The 14,736-nt window shown below is 72.6% G+C and carries 14 protein-coding genes; 5 read left to right on the forward strand and 9 right to left on the reverse strand.

The genetic code is table 11. The annotated features are described in order from the left end of the window. Positions 1 to 79: 79 nt before the first annotated feature. The gene (locus tag A8W25_RS31025) at positions 80 to 721 is read right to left on the reverse strand and encodes a dTMP kinase (protein WP_234386718.1); all 642 of its coding nucleotides are present in this window, start codon (positions 719 to 721) and stop codon (positions 80 to 82) included. Positions 722 to 882: 161 nt separating this feature from the next. Here A8W25_RS31025 and A8W25_RS31030 point away from each other — a divergent pair, with 161 nt between their 5' ends. From A8W25_RS31030 to A8W25_RS31045, 4 genes are all read left to right on the forward strand, one after another. Then, positions 883 to 2,079, forward strand: coding sequence for an MFS transporter (locus A8W25_RS31030; protein WP_067167826.1), 1,197 nt, complete (start codon positions 883 to 885; stop codon positions 2,077 to 2,079). 90 nt (positions 2,080 to 2,169) lie between these two features. Beyond that, positions 2,170 to 3,384, forward strand: a complete 1,215-nt coding sequence (locus A8W25_RS31035) for an acyltransferase family protein (protein WP_067167828.1) — start codon at positions 2,170 to 2,172, stop codon at positions 3,382 to 3,384. Positions 3,385 to 3,698: 314 nt separating this feature from the next. Continuing rightward, entirely contained in the window at positions 3,699 to 4,847 is a 1,149-nt protein-coding gene (locus tag A8W25_RS31040; RefSeq protein WP_079126554.1) for a sulfotransferase family protein, read from the forward strand. Between the two features lie 157 nt (positions 4,848 to 5,004). Then, positions 5,005 to 5,466, forward strand: a complete 462-nt coding sequence (locus A8W25_RS31045; protein ID WP_234386725.1) for a MarR family winged helix-turn-helix transcriptional regulator — start codon at positions 5,005 to 5,007, stop codon at positions 5,464 to 5,466. A 121-nt stretch (positions 5,467 to 5,587) separates the two neighbouring features. Here the strand turns inward: A8W25_RS31045 and A8W25_RS31050 are convergent, their stop codons facing one another. The 8 genes from A8W25_RS31050 to A8W25_RS31085 form a co-directional block, all read right to left on the reverse strand. Continuing rightward, positions 5,588 to 6,712 (reverse strand): transaldolase family protein, encoded by a 1,125-nt coding sequence (locus A8W25_RS31050; protein ID WP_234386732.1) that lies wholly within the window; start codon positions 6,710 to 6,712, stop codon positions 5,588 to 5,590. Further along, entirely contained in the window at positions 6,709 to 7,719 is a 1,011-nt protein-coding gene (locus A8W25_RS31055; protein WP_067167831.1) for a ketoacyl-ACP synthase III family protein, read from the reverse strand. Before A8W25_RS31055 ends, A8W25_RS31050 begins: the two co-directional genes overlap by 4 nt. A 24-nt stretch (positions 7,720 to 7,743) precedes the next feature. Continuing rightward, positions 7,744 to 8,835, reverse strand: coding sequence for a VOC family protein (locus tag A8W25_RS31060; protein WP_067167832.1), 1,092 nt, complete (start codon positions 8,833 to 8,835; stop codon positions 7,744 to 7,746). A 30-nt stretch (positions 8,836 to 8,865) separates the two neighbouring features. Next, on the reverse strand, positions 8,866 to 9,651 hold the full coding sequence (locus A8W25_RS31065) for an SDR family oxidoreductase (RefSeq protein WP_067167833.1): 786 nt from the start codon (positions 9,649 to 9,651) through the stop codon (positions 8,866 to 8,868). Between the two features lie 104 nt (positions 9,652 to 9,755). Beyond that, positions 9,756 to 10,844: a zinc-dependent alcohol dehydrogenase gene (locus tag A8W25_RS31070; protein WP_079126555.1), complete on the reverse strand. Its 1,089-nt coding sequence runs from the start codon at positions 10,842 to 10,844 to the stop codon at positions 9,756 to 9,758. Then, positions 10,841 to 11,287 carry a hypothetical protein gene (locus A8W25_RS31075; RefSeq protein WP_067167835.1) on the reverse strand — a complete coding sequence of 149 codons (447 nt, stop codon included), beginning with the start codon at positions 11,285 to 11,287 and terminating at the stop codon, positions 10,841 to 10,843. The genes A8W25_RS31070 and A8W25_RS31075 overlap by 4 nt, the downstream gene beginning before the upstream one ends. Further along, positions 11,284 to 12,066, reverse strand: a complete 783-nt coding sequence (locus tag A8W25_RS31080; protein ID WP_067167837.1) for a cupin domain-containing protein — start codon at positions 12,064 to 12,066, stop codon at positions 11,284 to 11,286. Before A8W25_RS31080 ends, A8W25_RS31075 begins: the two co-directional genes overlap by 4 nt. Next, positions 12,059 to 13,342, reverse strand: a complete 1,284-nt coding sequence (locus A8W25_RS31085; RefSeq protein WP_079126556.1) for a sedoheptulose 7-phosphate cyclase — start codon at positions 13,340 to 13,342, stop codon at positions 12,059 to 12,061. Before A8W25_RS31085 ends, A8W25_RS31080 begins: the two co-directional genes overlap by 8 nt. A gap of 204 nt (positions 13,343 to 13,546) precedes the next feature. Here A8W25_RS31085 and A8W25_RS31090 point away from each other — a divergent pair, with 204 nt between their 5' ends. After that, positions 13,547 to 14,473 (forward strand): NADP-dependent oxidoreductase, encoded by a 927-nt coding sequence (locus A8W25_RS31090; protein WP_067167838.1) that lies wholly within the window; start codon positions 13,547 to 13,549, stop codon positions 14,471 to 14,473. Positions 14,474 to 14,736 lie beyond the last annotated feature (263 nt).

Consider the following 14,736-nt stretch of genomic DNA (forward strand, 5'->3'; position numbering starts at 1 on the left):
GAACGCTGCCCGCAGCCGGGACCGCTCGGCGAACACCCGCGCCCGGTACCGCCCCACCCGCTCCGGATCGGGCCACGGCTCAACCGAGTTCATGCGCAAGCACCTTCCGTATCGCCGCCGCGGTCCGCTCCGGGTCGGTCTGTTCCTCGATCACGGTCACCGGCAGGTCCCGGATCTCCTCCCGCATGACCTTGTGCAGGTCCGCCTGGTACCGCTGGAAGGAGTCCGGGTCCGGGACCTGGCCGTAGTGCTCCAGGCGGTTGAGGCGCGCGCCCCGCCGGCTGCGCCGCCAGGCGGTCTCCGGGCTCACGTCGAGGTAGATCACGTGCCGCGGCTGCGGGAACGAGCGCCACCAGGCGAACATCGGGTTCTCCGGCAAACCCGCCAGCCGGCACTTGGCCAGCAGCTTGTAGTAGTACGAGTCGACGACGGCGGGCCCGCCGCCGCTGTCGTCCAGCAGCCGGTCCCGCAGGTGCAGGACGGCCGTCTGGAGCATCGCCGCGAAGAACTCCGGCGACCACTGGTCCTCCCGGGCGGCCACCTCCCGTACGACCTCCCGGCGCAGCCGGCCGATCAGCGCGTGCTCGGGAGCGAGGAACGCGTCGTCGGCGGAGATCAGTCTGCGGGGGTCCGGGTCCTGCCGCAGGGCCGCCATCGCGGAGGACTTGCCCGCGAGATCGGGGCCCAACAGGACGCAGAACGCGGGGGCTTGCAGAGGCACTGCCATCAACTCCTTCGGGCGATCGGTCCTGATTCTCACCAAGATTGCTTTCAAAATCAATGTAGACACATGAATTGAGAACGCCTAGCATCACCGTCGAACACCAGCCCTTTGGAGGGGAAGCAAGTGCGAACATCCACCGGCCCGGACGGGGTGCGGCCGTGCCACTGAGACTTCTGGCGCTGACGCTCTGCGTCTTCTGCATCGGGACGGCCGAGCTGCTGCCCGGCGGGGTGCTGCCGGAGCTGGCGGACGACTTCGGGGTCTCGATCCCGACGGCCGGACTGCTGGTGGCCGTCTACGCGGCGACGATGATGATCGGCGGTCCGCTGGTCACCGGGTTCACCCGCAAGGCGCCGGCCAAGGCGCTGCTGATCGGCCTGATGGTGGTCTTCGTCCTCGGCAGCGCCCTCGCCTCGACGGCCTCGTCGTACGGCGTCCTCGTGGCGGCCCGGATCGTCTGCGCGCTCACCCACGGCACGTTCGTCGCCGTGAGCATCGTGGTGGCGGCGGGCATGGTCCCGCCGGAGAGAACGGCGGCCGCGGTCTCGACGATCGTGCTCGGCTACAACCTGGCCACGGTGCTCGGGGTGCCCCTGGGGACCCTGGTCGGCCAGCAGTTGGGGTGGCGCTCGACCTTCGGCGCGCTCACCGTGCTCTCGGTGGCCGGTGCGGTGGTGATGTGCCTGCTGCTGCCGACGGTCAAGGCGGAGGAGACCGGTTCGCTCCGGGGTGAGCTGCGCGCCTTCCGCTCCGCCGGCGTGCTGATGTCCATCCTCATCACGGTGCTCGCCACCGGCGGCATGTTCACCCTGATCACGTACATGGTCCCGGTGCTCAAGGACGTGAGCGGCTGGTCGGCGTCGGCGATCCCGGTGCTGCTGATCGCCTACGGTGTCGGTTCACTGCTCGGCAACGTCGTCAGCGGCCGGATCCCGGCCCCCTCCCTGCTGCCCGCCCTGATCGGCAGCCTGGGCGTACTCGTCCTGGTCTGCCTGCTGTTCTGGTGGGTCAGCCCGAACCCGGTGCTCGCCGCCGGAGCCCTGTTCGTCTTCGCCTTCGTGACGTTCGTCGCGGCTCCCGGGCTCCAGACGTACACCCTCACCCAGGCCTTCGACGCCCCCACCTTCTCGGTGACCGTCAGCATGTCCGCCTTCGGTCTCGGCGCCGTCGTCGGCTCCTGGTACGGCGGCTGGGTCATCGACTCGCTGAGCCTGCGCTCCGTCGCCCCGGCGGCCGGCGCGCTCGTCGCGGCGGCCGCCCTGACCGCGCTTGCCTGGCACGCCAAGGTCCGCGCCCACGCCGTGGCGGCGGCCGGCGCACCCGAAACGCCCGGGCTCCTGACCACCCACGGGTGAGGAGCCGCACGCCCGCGCCCGCGAGGCGGCACGACTTCACACAGGGCGCACCCAGCCGCGGTGCGTCCCGACAGAACAAGGAGATTCCTCATGACCGTCAAGGCAGCCGAGCGGGATGCCGAGGCCAGACGGGCGCGGTTGTCACGACTGCCCTCGCTCACCGGAATGCGGTTCATCGCCGCCTTGATGGTGTTCTTCTTCCACGTCTCCCTCCCCGACTTCACCCCGTTCGGCGGGGACTTCGCGGATGACGCGGAGTGGCTGTTCAGCAAGGGCGGCTGGGTCGGCGTCTCGTTCTTCTTCATCCTCAGCGGCTTCGTCCTGACGTGGTCCGCCCGCGAGGGCGACACACCCCGCCGCTTCATGCGCCGCCGCCTGGTCAAGCTGTACCCGAACCACGTGGTGACCTTCGCCCTGTCGATGCTGCTCTTCGCGGGGGCCACCGCCACCTGGAAGCAGTGGCTGCCGAACATCCTCCTGGTGCACACCTGGATCCCGGACTACAACACCTTCTTCGGCATCAACCCGCCGAGCTGGTCGCTCGCCTGCGAGGTCGTGTTCTACCTCTGCTTCCCGGTGCTGCACCGCTGGATCAAGAAGATCGAGCCCGCCCACCTGTGGGGCTGGGCGGCCGGTCTCGCGGCGCTGGTCATGCTGATCCCGGCGTTCGCCTACGCCGTCCTGCCGTCCGACCCGCCGATGCCCAACGGCTTCCCGGTGGGTGTGAAGCAGGCGTGGTTCGTCTATCTGCTGCCGCCGGTGCGCATGCTGGAGTTCGCGGTCGGCATCATCATGGCCCGGATCGTGCTCACCGACCGCTGGATCAACGTCAAGATGGTCCACGCCCTCGGCCTGCTGATCGTCGGCTACGCCATCGCGCTCAACGTGCCGTGGCTCTACGGCCTCAACGCGGTCTGCCTGATCCCGATCGCGCTGCTCATCCCGGCCGCCGCGGTCGCCGATGTGAAGGACCAGCCCTCGCCGTTCCGCGGCAGGGTGATGACCTGGCTGGGCGAGGTCTCGTTCGCCTTCTACCTGATCCACGGCGTCGTGATCATCTACGGCACCAAGTTCCTGCACGGCAAGCCGTACGGCCTCGCGGCGGGCCTCGGCCTCTGGCTGGCCTGCGCCGTCATCAGCCTCGTCCTCGGCCATCTGCTCTTCAAGTACGTGGAGATGCCGATGATGAAGCACTGGAGCAAGCCGCGCGGTGAGCGCCGGAACGCCCGTGCCGTCACCGCGGTCCCGGCCGCGCGTGCGGCCGAGGAGGCGACGCCGGTGGGTGCGGGCGGCCCGCGCGACTGACGCCGCTTCCCCGCTCCACCCTGTTCGGGCCTGTCCCCCCGCCACTGTCGGCGGGGGGACAGGCCTATTTGTATGAACCACTAAAAAGAAACGGGCGTGCTGGTTTATGGAACTAGGCTCGATAAACCGTTCAGCCTTCTCACCTCCCTGTAGGGCTGACTAAAGCGTACAAACAAGGGCATCAATTCACCCCTGTCCGCATGGCGGCCGAAACTTGTCGATTCAAAAACCGGCATGTAGGTTCTTTTATGTCGTCGACTGGGGGAGTCGATAGCGTTCGCTTCCCTCGGTTCTCGCGTGACTGAGGGGTCTTGATGAGGCAGCACAGAGTCGGCCACGCCGTCCATGTGGACCTGGACGATCTGGTCCACCCGGGGGGCGGGTACGCGAGCACGGGGGACCGCGAGCTGCCGTTCCTCCGCGCCCTGGAGCGGTTCGTCGAATCGCTCAACTCGCAGGCGCGGCTGACCCCGGACGGTGTCTCCGTCGCGGGTTCCCGCATCAGGTCGTCCCTCGCGGTGCAGGAGCGCATGTCGTTCCTGCGGCCGCAGTCGTCCCCGGCCCTGGACGCGCCCGTGTTCATCACCGGCATGCCCGGCAGCGGGGCGGCCCTGCTGCACAACCTGCTCGCCGAGCATCCCGGCGTCGACGCGCCCACGCTCTGGGAGTTCCTCGACCCCGCCGCCGCGACCGGGTCCCCCGACGAGCGCCGCGCCCTGATCGCGCTCGGCCGGGCCCGCGCCGCGGCCGGCGCACGGGTCACCGCCGGGCGCGCGGTCGGCCGGTTCCGCGAGGCGACCCGCCCCGCCTCCTGCCACTGGCTGCTGGCGAACGCCTTCCACAGCCCGGCGCTCGCGATGCCCTACCGGGTGCCGGGCTACGCCGACTGGCTGGAGGAGCAGGACCTGGTCCCCGCGTACGCCTTCCACCGCAGACAGCTCCAGGCCGTGGCCGACCGGGTCGGCGGCGGCGCCCTGGTCCTGCGGGACCCCTTCCACGCGCCGCACCTGCGCGACCTGCTGCGCGTCTATCCGCACGCCCGGGTCGTCCGGCTCCACCGGGACCCCGCCGACCTGCTGGCCGCCACCGCGGGCATCTCCTGGTCGCAGCGCGCGGCCTGCTCCTTCGTGAGCAATCCGGCCGACGTCGGCCCCGAGTGGGCGGCCCGCCTGGAGCGCTACTTCGCGGCCTCGGAGGAGGCCCGTACGGCCGTCGACGACGGCGGCGTCCTGGATCTGCGCCACGCCGACGTCGTCGGGGACACCGGCAGGACGCTGCGCCGCGTCGCGGAGTTCATCGGGCTGCCGATGGCGCCCTCGGTCGAGGAGAGCATGCTGGAGCTGGCCAGGGGCGCCGCCGTCGCGGCCCGGGGCTCGCGGCACTTCGAGCCGGAGGAGTTCGGTCTCTCCCGGCGGCAGCTGGGGTTCCGGTTCGCCCAGTACCGCAGCGCCTTCGGGGTGTGATCCGGACGAACTGACCCCGGTACGGCCGGTTCTCCACGGTCGAAAGACTCATCCCGGTGCGAAGGCGCGGCCGGCCGCTTGGTACATGCTTGTGAAAGCATTAGTGTTTCCCTTACAGGCCGGTAAACCGTCGGCCATGCGGGTTGCGGAGAGTGTCATGGTTGCTTCTGGCCGACGCCAGCGCGGCGAACTGGAGCTCTGGCGTCAGCTGACCCAGCTGACCAGTGTGCTGTCCAGCTCCCTGGACAAGAGGCTCACGCGCCAGCACGGTGTCTCCGTGTCCGAGTTCACGGCCCTCTCGACCCTGGCCGAGGGCGGCGGCGACGGCGTCCAGATGCAGGACCTCGCCGACTCCATCGGGCTGAACCAGTCCACGGTCAGCCGGCTCGTCGCCCGCCTGGAGGGCAGCGGCCTCGCCACCCGCGCGGTCAGCGAACGCGACCGCCGGTGTACGTACGCGATGATCACCGAGCGGGGCCGGGCGATCGTCGACGAGGCGACCGGCACCTTCCAGAAGGAGTTCGGCACCGCCCTCGACATCGCCGCCTTCGACGAGCGGACCGCGCCGCTCGTCGCCCGGCTGCGCCACGACCCGGCGGGCTCCACGCCCTCGCAGTGACCTGACGTACGCACCAGGGCCCCGGGTCGACGACCCGGGGCCCTTCCGTGCGTTCACGGGCGCTGCGCGGCGCGATCGAAGCCGATCCGGCCGCCGACGTCGACTGCCTGCGACAGGTCCCTCATGTCGGCGCCAACGAGCGCTCATGTACGAGCAGTTCGCGCCCCACCGCCTCGATCAGCGCCTCCCGTGAGCGGACCAGCGCCGCCGGCCCCGCCGCCTCCAGGGACTCGGCGACGCTCTCGTGGGAGATGCCGAACCACGGCAGATAGCCGAGGATCCGCCGCGCGTCCGCGTAGTGCCGCCGGACCCGGTCCCCGCATACCTCCCCGTGGTCCGCGACCGCCTCCAGGACCGCCTGCGGCAGCACGGCCACGGTGTCGGGGGCGACCAGTTCCTCGACGTACAGCGTGTCCCGGTACTCGGGGTCGCGCACCCGCGTCGAGGTCCACGCCAGCCGCTGCGGGCGGGCGCCCAGCGCGGCTAGGGCGCGCCACCTCGGCGCGGCCAGACCCGCCTCGTACGCCTCGTACGCGAGACGGGCGCAGGCGAGCGCCGCCTTGCCCGCCATCGCGCGGGCCTCGGGCGAACCAGCCTCGGCGAGGCGGCCGTCGACCGCGGTGTCGAGCGGGGCGAGGGAGAACGACGCCACCGAGGCGATCGCGGCGAGGTCGTGCCCGGCGGCGCGGGCCCGCTCCAGGCCGTCGAGGAAGGCCGCGGCGACCTCGCGGTGGCGCTCGGGGGTGAAGATCAGGGTCGCGTCGACGCCGATGCCCTCCGCGAGGCAGGCGGCGATCGCCTCCAGGCCTTCGGCCGTCGCCGGGATCCTCACCAGGAGGTTGGGCCGGCCGACCGCGCACCGCAGCGCGCGGGCCGCTGCGACCGTGGCGGCGGCGTCCCGGGCGCTGCCCGGGTCGAGGTCGGCCGAGACCAGGCCGTCGCGGCCCCCGGTGTGCCCGTGGACCGGCAGCAGCAGGTCGCAGGCGCGGCGCAGCTCCCGTACGGCCAGTTCCCGTACGGCTTCCTCGGGCGTGGCGCCGCGCGCCGCGAGGGCGGCGAGCCGCTCCCCGCGGCCCGAGGCGCCGGTCCGCAGGCGCACTCCGGTGACGCGCCCGGCCCGGACGCTCTCGTCGAGCCGGTCGGCGCCGTCCAGCCACACCGACACGCCCTCGGCGGACAGCCGGTCCAGGACGTCCTTCATCGTTCCCCCCGACATCGTTCCCCCCACGTCGTACGCCACGGTCACACCCGCTCCAGTACGGCGCAGGTCCAGCTGAAACCGGCGCCCACGCCGACCGCCAGGACCCGGTCGCCCGGGCGCAGTTCGTCCTGTTCGAGCAGCCGGGCGAGCCCCGCGAACTGGTCGCCCGCGCCCAGATGGCCGATCTCCAGACCCCAGTCGTGCAGGGTGCGCCCGGCCGGGATGCCCAGCGGCCCCAGGCACTGGCGCCGCGAGAGCTCCGCGCCGAAGAAGGGCACGATCACCGCGGCCATCGAGGACAGGTCGCACTCCGCCTCGTCCAGGCACTCCTTGACGGCGGTCAGCATCCCCGACTCGTTCCTGACGGTGACCTCGGCCACCGGCATCCGCCGCAGGAAGCCCTTCTTGCGGGCGACGAGGTCCAGCGGCTCGGCGTCCATCCCGCTGAGCAGGAACGGCTCGTCGCCGCGGTGCAGCCCCTCCAGTACGGGCTCGGAGTACGCGGCGGTGGCCACCAGCCGGAACCCGGCGGGCTCCCCGGAGACCACGACCGCCGTGCCCGCGTCACCGAAGACCAGACCGCGGTCGGTGGTCCAGCGGGGGAAGGCGGGCTCCGCGAAACGGTCGCCCGTGGTGAGCAGGGCGGCCCCCGCGCCGGGCGCCGCCACCAGCCGGCTCGCGGCCGTCTCCAGGGCGGACATCCCGCCGTTGGACATCTGCCGCAGCTCGAACGCCAGGGCCCGGCCGTGGCCGAGCACCTCGTGCTGGACATAGGCGGCGACGTTCCAGAACTCCAGGCCCGGATACCAGCAGGCGGCGTGGATCAGCAGCCCGATGTCCCGGGCCGGACGGCCACCGCGCCGCAGGGCGGCCCGGCCCGCCGCGACCGCCAGCTCGGGCCCGCTGAGGCCGTCGCTGACCGAGACGGAGCGCTGTCGGCTGCGGGCCGCCTCCTCGGCGTCGTACCGCCCGGCGGCGACGGCGGCCGCCGCGGTCTCCGGCTCGCCCGTGACCACGGCCGCCGACTCGACGTAGATTCCTTGCCAACGCATGCTGTTCGTCCTCGGGGCCGGTGGCTAGCGGTTGGTCCAGGCCGGGCTCGGCCCGTACCGGCGGGCGCTCGTGCCCTGCTCGTACGGCATTCCGTCGGGCATGTTCAGGACCTCCAGCTGGACGCCCCAGGGGCCGCGGAAGTAGACCCAGCGGTCGCCGTGGATCGGTCCGCCGTCCTCGATGAGCTGGGGCGCGCCGAGGATCTCGGTGCCGGGCACCTCGCCCAGCCGGACGGCGGCGAGCTCCACGTCGTCCACGAAGAAGGCCAGATGGTGGCCGCCGACGTCGCTGTTGCGCGGCAGTTCGGTGCGCTGGTCCTGGACCGTGTACCGGGAGAGCTCGACGTTGGTGACCGGGCCGAGCCGTACGACGGCTGTCTCGCGCACCAGCGGCCGGCCCACGCCCAGCTGGCGCCCCGCGAAGCCGGCGTCCGCCGTCAGCTCCTCGCGGTAGACCAGCTCGCCGCCCATCGGGCCGGTGAAGTAGGCGACGGCCTGCTCCAGGTCGGGCACGGTGTAGCCGACGTGGCCGACCCCGCGCGAACCGGGGACGCCCGCGCCCCGCCACTCGGGGTCGGGGCGGTAGAGCCGGGCCTCGGTGGCCTTCTCGTACGGCAGTTCCGCGGCGACCTGGCGCAGCTCCATCTGCAGGCCCCAGGGCGCCCGGAAGTAGACCCAGCGGTTGCCCGCGGCCGGGCCGTCGGTGACCAGCTGGACGTCGCCCTGGATCTCGACGCCCGGCTGCTCGCGCAGATAGGTGACGGCCGCGTCGATGTCGGTGACGTCGATCGCCAGCAGATGGCCGCCGACGTCGCTGGTGCGCGGCGCCACCGTGTTCTGGCCGGGGGCGGTGTACTGGAACAGCTCCAGGTTGCTCACCGGCCCGAACCGCAGCAGCGCGATCCGGGCGCTGGCGCGCGGGTGCACGGCGAGCTGCCGGGCCATCCAGTCGGAGTCGCGCTCCTCGACCGGCCCCAGGGTGTAGAGCAGTTCGGCGCCGAGCGCGCCGACGAAGAAGTCCACGGCCCGGTCGAGGTCGGGGACCGTGTACGCGAAGTGGTCGACGTTGCGGGCACCCACGATGCCCGTGCTCGTCGCCGTCGTGTCGATCGACATGGATCTGCTTCTTTCTCGGGGTGGAGGGGATCAGACCTGTCCGGCCCGGGCCGCGTTGGCCACGGCGGCGGTCAGGGTGAGACCGCCGTCGGAGACGATCGAGGTGCCGGTGGTGTACGCGGCGCCCGCCCCGGCCAGGTACGCGATGAGGGAGGCGACTTCCTGCGGGCGGCCGGGCCGTCCCGCCGGGATGGCCGGGCGCGCGATGGTGGCGGCGTCCTGGCCGGCCGGCACGTTGTTCATCGGGGTGGCGGTCTCGCCCGGGGCCACCGCGTTGACCGTGATGCCGTGCGGGGCCAGCTCCAGGGCCATCACCTTGGTGAGCATGCCGAGCGCCGCCTTGGCCGCGCAGTAGGTGCTGCCGCCGACGATCGGCACGTGCTCGTGGACGCTGGTGACGTTGACGATCCGCCCGCCGCGGCCCTGCGCGATCATCCGGGCCGCCGCGCTCTGGGCGAGCCGGAAGGGGCTGGTGAGGTTGACCGCGAAGACCTGGTCCCAGTTCTCGGCGTCCTCCTCGACGACCGCGGCCCGCCGGTTGATCCCGGCGTTGTTCACCAGGACGTCGATGCCGCCGACGGCGTCGAGCACCGCGTCGAGCTGCCGCTGGGCGAGCGCGGGGTCCGCGAGGTCGAGGGCGACGAGCTCCACCCGTGCCCCGTGGGCCTCGGTGATCCGCTCGGCGAGCTCCTTGGCGGCTGTGGCGTTGCGGCCGTATCCGAGGACCAGGTCGTGGCCCAGCGCACCGAGGGCCAGGGCGGCTTCGGCGCCGATGCCGGAACTCGCGCCGGTGACGACAGCGATCGGTCGGGACATGGCAGAGGGTGCCTTTCTGGGAGGGAGGTTCTGGGGATGGGGGGAGGTGGCGCACCCGGCCGCCGCCCCGGGGGGAATCGCGGCGGCGGCCGGGTGCGGGCTCCTCAGGCCGTCGGCGGCAGCGCCAGGGCGACCTTGGGCGCGGCCCTGCGGCCGTGCTCCAGAAGGTGGAAGGCGTCCGCGACCTCGTCGATCGGGAAGACCTGGGCCACCATGCCCTTGGCCGTCAGCACGCCCTCGGCGAACAGGCGCAGCGCCCGCTCGTAGAAGTCGAGGCCGTGCCGTACGCCGGTGAAGCTCACGCCCCGCAGGACGAGTTCACCGGCGTCGACGGAGGGCAGCGGCTCGGTCGGCACGCCGATCGCCGCCACCCGGCCGCCGATGTCGGCCAGTTGCAGCGCCTCGGCCAGCGCGGCCGGCGACCCGGACGCCTCGACGACCACGTCGTACGTACCCGGCGCGGCCTCGCCCGGACGGAACGCGTGTTCCGCGCCGAGCCGCAGCGCCGCCCCGAGACCCGCGTCGTCCACGCCGACCACGTCCACGGTCCCGGCGAGCCTGCGGGCCAGCTGGACCGCGAGCAGACCGATCGTCCCGGTGCCGAGCACCAGGACCCGCTCCCCGGGGGAGCAGGCGACCCGGTCCAGACCGGCGAGTACGGTCACGGCCGGCTCGACCAGCGCCGCCGCGAGGTCGTCGACGGCCGCGGGCACCACGGTCAGCGTCTGCACGGGGACGCGGATGTACTGCGCCGCCGCGCCCTGCTGCCCGTACAGTCCGGTCTCGCGCAGCCGGGCGCACTCGTTGCGCCGGCCGCGCTGGCAGGCGCGGCAGGAACCGCAGGAGATCATCGTCTGGCCGACGACCCGGTCGCCCACGCGCAGCGTCTGCTCGCCCCCGTCCGCCACCGCGACGACCCGGCCCACCCACTCGTGGCCGAAGACATGGGGGTGGGTGGCGCGTCCGTCGCGGAAGTAGCTCGCGGTGCCGTGCAGCAGCTCCAGGTCGGTGCCGCAGATGCCGACGATGCTGGGTGCGACCAGCACCTGGCCGCGGGCCGGTTCGGGTACCGGCACCTCGATGAGGTCGGCCTTGCCGCCGTCGACGATGGCGGCCGCCTTCATCAGGCCCTGCGGCCAGGTGCCGCGCACGGGGACGGCACCGGGCGGTGCGGCTTCGCGGTCTTCTGTCATGGCGCTCCCTCGGGAAGGTCAGGAATCGTCGCTGTGGGGTGGAAGAGGGGGGAGCGCTGCGGCTCGGGCAGGTCCGGGACGCGGCGGGGCAGCCGGTCGCTGACCCGCGCGGGCAGGGTGCGTACGGCGATCAGCTCCAGGCCGTCGCGGCCCGCGCGCACCGTCAGCGGGGCGGCGGCCGGGGCGAGCAGCAGTGTGCCCCGGGCGAGCGGACGGGTGCCCGAGCCCTCGACCACCTCACCGGCGCCCGCGACGACGTACAGCGCCTGCTCCACACCGCTGTCGGCGGTGTGCGCGAGCTCCGCGCCCGCCGCCAGGCGCAGTTGGTCGAAGCTCTCGGTCTCGCTGTGGAGCATTCCGCGCCGGGCCAGACACCGCCAGGTGGTCCCGCCGCCCGTCGCGAGCATCCGGCGCGAGGGCAGGTCGATACGGTTGACGATCACCGGGCGTGCTCCCCGGCGGTGGCCGGAACGGTCAGCTCGGCGTGGAAGAACTCCAGCTCCTCCGACTTGCCCGCGCCCAGGCGGACTTCGGTGCCGAGCGGCAGCGTCACCGAGGTGCCCGCGGCCAGCTCCACGGTGGCGGAGTCGGACTGGGCCCAGCCGGACCCGGAGGTGACGAACACGGTGTGCTCGACGCCCTCCGAGCGCAGCCCGAGCGTGCCGCCCGGCTCCAGGGACCGCAGGGCCGCCCGGCGCAGCGGTCCGGTGAAGACACCGGCCGGGTCGACGGTCTTCTCGGCCCGCAGGTCGTGCAGGCGTGCGTTCACGGGAGTCTCCTCGGTGACGGGGCGGGCGGGGGACTCGGTGTCCTGCCCGGCCGCGGTGCGCAGGGTGTGCGCGGTGTGGGGGGAGCGGATCTCGATCACCAGCCAGTCGAGGTCGGTGTCGCCCGTGTTGCGCAGACCGTGCACGGTGCCGACACCGGTCAGCACCATCGAGCCCTCGTGGATCGGACTGGCCACGCCGTCGAGCACGATCTCCCCAAAGCCGCGCAGGACGAAGTAGATCTCCTCGGTACGGGTGTGCCGGTGCTCGCCGCTGACGCCGCCGGGCGGCACGCTGGCCCACTCGACGGCCTCCCACCCGGCGGCCAGGTCGAGCCCGCTCGCCAGCGCTTTCCAGTGGGTCAGGCCCGCGGTGCCGTGGACGCCGTAGATGTCCGCGGGACCGGTGGTGTCGGCGACGATCACCGCGCCCGGGGCCGCCGTGCGCTCAGACATGCGTGCCGCTCCGGGCGCTGCCGAGCTCGCGCAGGTCCCGCACGGCCCGGGTGATCTCCTCGTCGGTGACGTCGTTGACGAAGACCGCGGCGCCGATGCCGTCGGGCAGCGGCAGCCGCTGCTTGCCGTTGCGGTGGCGGACGGTGTCCTGGAGGGCCGCGGTCAGCAGCGACGGGTCCTCCAACAGCGGGTCCCAGCTGGGCAGTTCGAGGCCGCGCATCACGGCGAGCACCCGGTCGCGGTCGTCGGCCGAGAGCAGGCCGCGCCGCCAGCCCAGCACGGTGGTGAGCGCCATGTCGACGCAGACGGCCTCGCCGTGCAGCAGTTCGGGCAGCGCCCGCATCTCCACGGTCGGGCTGAAGGTGTGGCCGTAGTCGACGGTCCGCTCCAGCTTCGCCTCCCAGAGGTTGGGCTGGAGCTCTTCGAGCATGCCGTGGATGGCCCGGCGCAGCACTTCCTCGGCGACCAGGTCGCCGCGCTCGCTCACGCCCTGGAACTTCTCGTCGAGGAGCACCGGTCCGTACTGCTCAAGCAGGTCGAAGAGCCGGGCGTCCTTGATGAGGGCGATCTTGAGGATCTCGGCGAGGCCGTTGCCGATGTGGCGGCGGTCCAGGGTCGCCAGGAAGCCGCGGTCGAGCAGGGTGAGATCCGCCGGGAAGTAGGTGCCCAGACGGTTCTTGTGGCCGTTGAAGTTGACCCCGGTCTTGGCGCCGACACCGGCGTCCACCAGGCCGATCAGCGTGGTGGGTACGCGGATGAACGGGGTGCCGCGCCGGTAGAGGCTGCCGACCAGGCCGACGATGTCCATCAGTACGCCGCCGCCGATGACGATGACCGGCTCGCGGCGCCGGTCGATGCCGAAGGCGTCGATCTCGCGCACGATCCGGGCGGCGGTGTCGAAGTCCTTGAGCGTCTCGTCGGCCGGGACGACGCAGATCTCGTACTCGGCGCCGTGGTGGTCGAGATAGGCCCGGATCCGGTCGCCGTGCAGCAGGTCCACGTCGGCGTCGATGACGACGAACCGGCGGATACGGCCCTCGGGCGCCGCACCGGCGTCGAAGAGGTCGGTACGGGAGAGGCCGAAGAGGTCGTCCCGGATCCGGATCTCGTAGCTGACCGGTTTCGAGGTGCGCACCACCCAGGAGTCGACCTGCTGGCTGAACGTGTAGAGGCCCGCGTCGTCGTCGCCCGGCCCGGTGAGGGGGAGCCCGCGGAAGAGCCCGGGATCGGTGCCGGTGACGAGCTGACTGGAGTCCTCGATGGGGGAGACGGACATGACTCACCTCTCGGATATGCATGGTCTGAGATGACGCAACCATACCCAAAATCAATGCATGGTCAAGCAATCAAAATCGGACGGTGGTGAGAGTGGCTGGAGTTGGGGCGCTCGGGATGGGCTCGAATCCCGGCTTGTACTGGACGGGTCACCTCTGGAATGATTTCATGCGCAAGCATTGAGTTATCGAGAGGTGTTCCCCTGATGCGCGCCACTGTCCTGCCCCAGTACGGAGAGCCCGAGCAGCTCGCCGTCGCCGAGCTCCCCGCCCCGGCCCCCGCGCCCGGCCAGATCCTGGTCCGTACGGCCGGCTCGGCGGTCAACCCCGTGGACCTGGCGGTCCGTTCGGGAAGCGCCGCCGAGTATGTGAAGCTCCCGTTCCCGATGGTGCTCGGCTGGGACCTGTCGGGCGTCGTCGAGGCGCTCGGCGAGGGCGTGACCCGCTTCGCCGTCGGTGACCGGGTCGTCGCCATGTCCGCCCAGATGGCCACCGGCATCGGCACCCACGCCGAACTGGTCGCCCTCGACGCGGCCATCGCCGCGCCCGCCCCCAAGGGCGCGGACCTGGTCCACGCGGCGGCCCTGCCGCTGGCCGGACTCACCGCCGACCAGGCCCTTGAGGCGCTCGGCGCAGAGTCCGGCAGCAGTCTGCTGGTCACCGGCGCGGTCGGCGCGGTCGGCGGCTTCGCCGTCCAGCTCGCCGCCGTGCGCGGCATCCGGGTGACCGCCCTGGTGCGCCCGGGCGACGAGGAGCTCGCCCGCTCCCTCGGCGCGAGCGAGGTGCTCACCTCGGACCGGCCGCTGCCCGAGGGCACGGTCGACGCCCTCTTCGAGACCGCCGGTCACGCCGGTGCGATCGCCGCCGTACGGGACGGCGGCCGGGCCGTCTCCATCGTCCCGGCGTCGGCCCCGCAGGCCGAGCGCGGGATCGAGGTGAGGATGTCGTTCGTGGAGCAGGACGGCGAGCGGCTGGCCAAGCTGTCCGGCCTGGTCGAGGCGGGCACGCTCACGCTGAGGATCGCCGACGTACTCGACTTCGCGGACGCCGCCCTCGCCCACAAGCGCCTGGCGGCGGGCGGGACGCGGGGGAAGCTGCTGCTGGCGCCGAAGCCGCCCGCGGCGGCGAACTAGCGCGATTGCGGGCCGCGTTCGTCCGCGGGCCGGTGGGGGGCCGGTCGCGCGGCTCCCCGCGCCCTGAGGCAGCACGGCCGTGCCCGTACACCGGGGACCAGCGACGTCCGGGCTCGTTCGCCTGCGGGTCGCTGGGGCTTGTCGCGCGGTTCCCCCGCCCCCGGAGCATCACGGCCGTGCCCGTACGCCGGCCGTCGGTCGCCCTCGCGCGACCCTCGCCGCCCCCATCGACCGGGTACGAGCCGGGCCCCCTACCCCCGGCT

This window comes from Streptomyces sp. ERV7 (assembly GCF_001653515.1).
GTDB lineage: Bacteria > Actinomycetota > Actinomycetes > Streptomycetales > Streptomycetaceae > Streptomyces.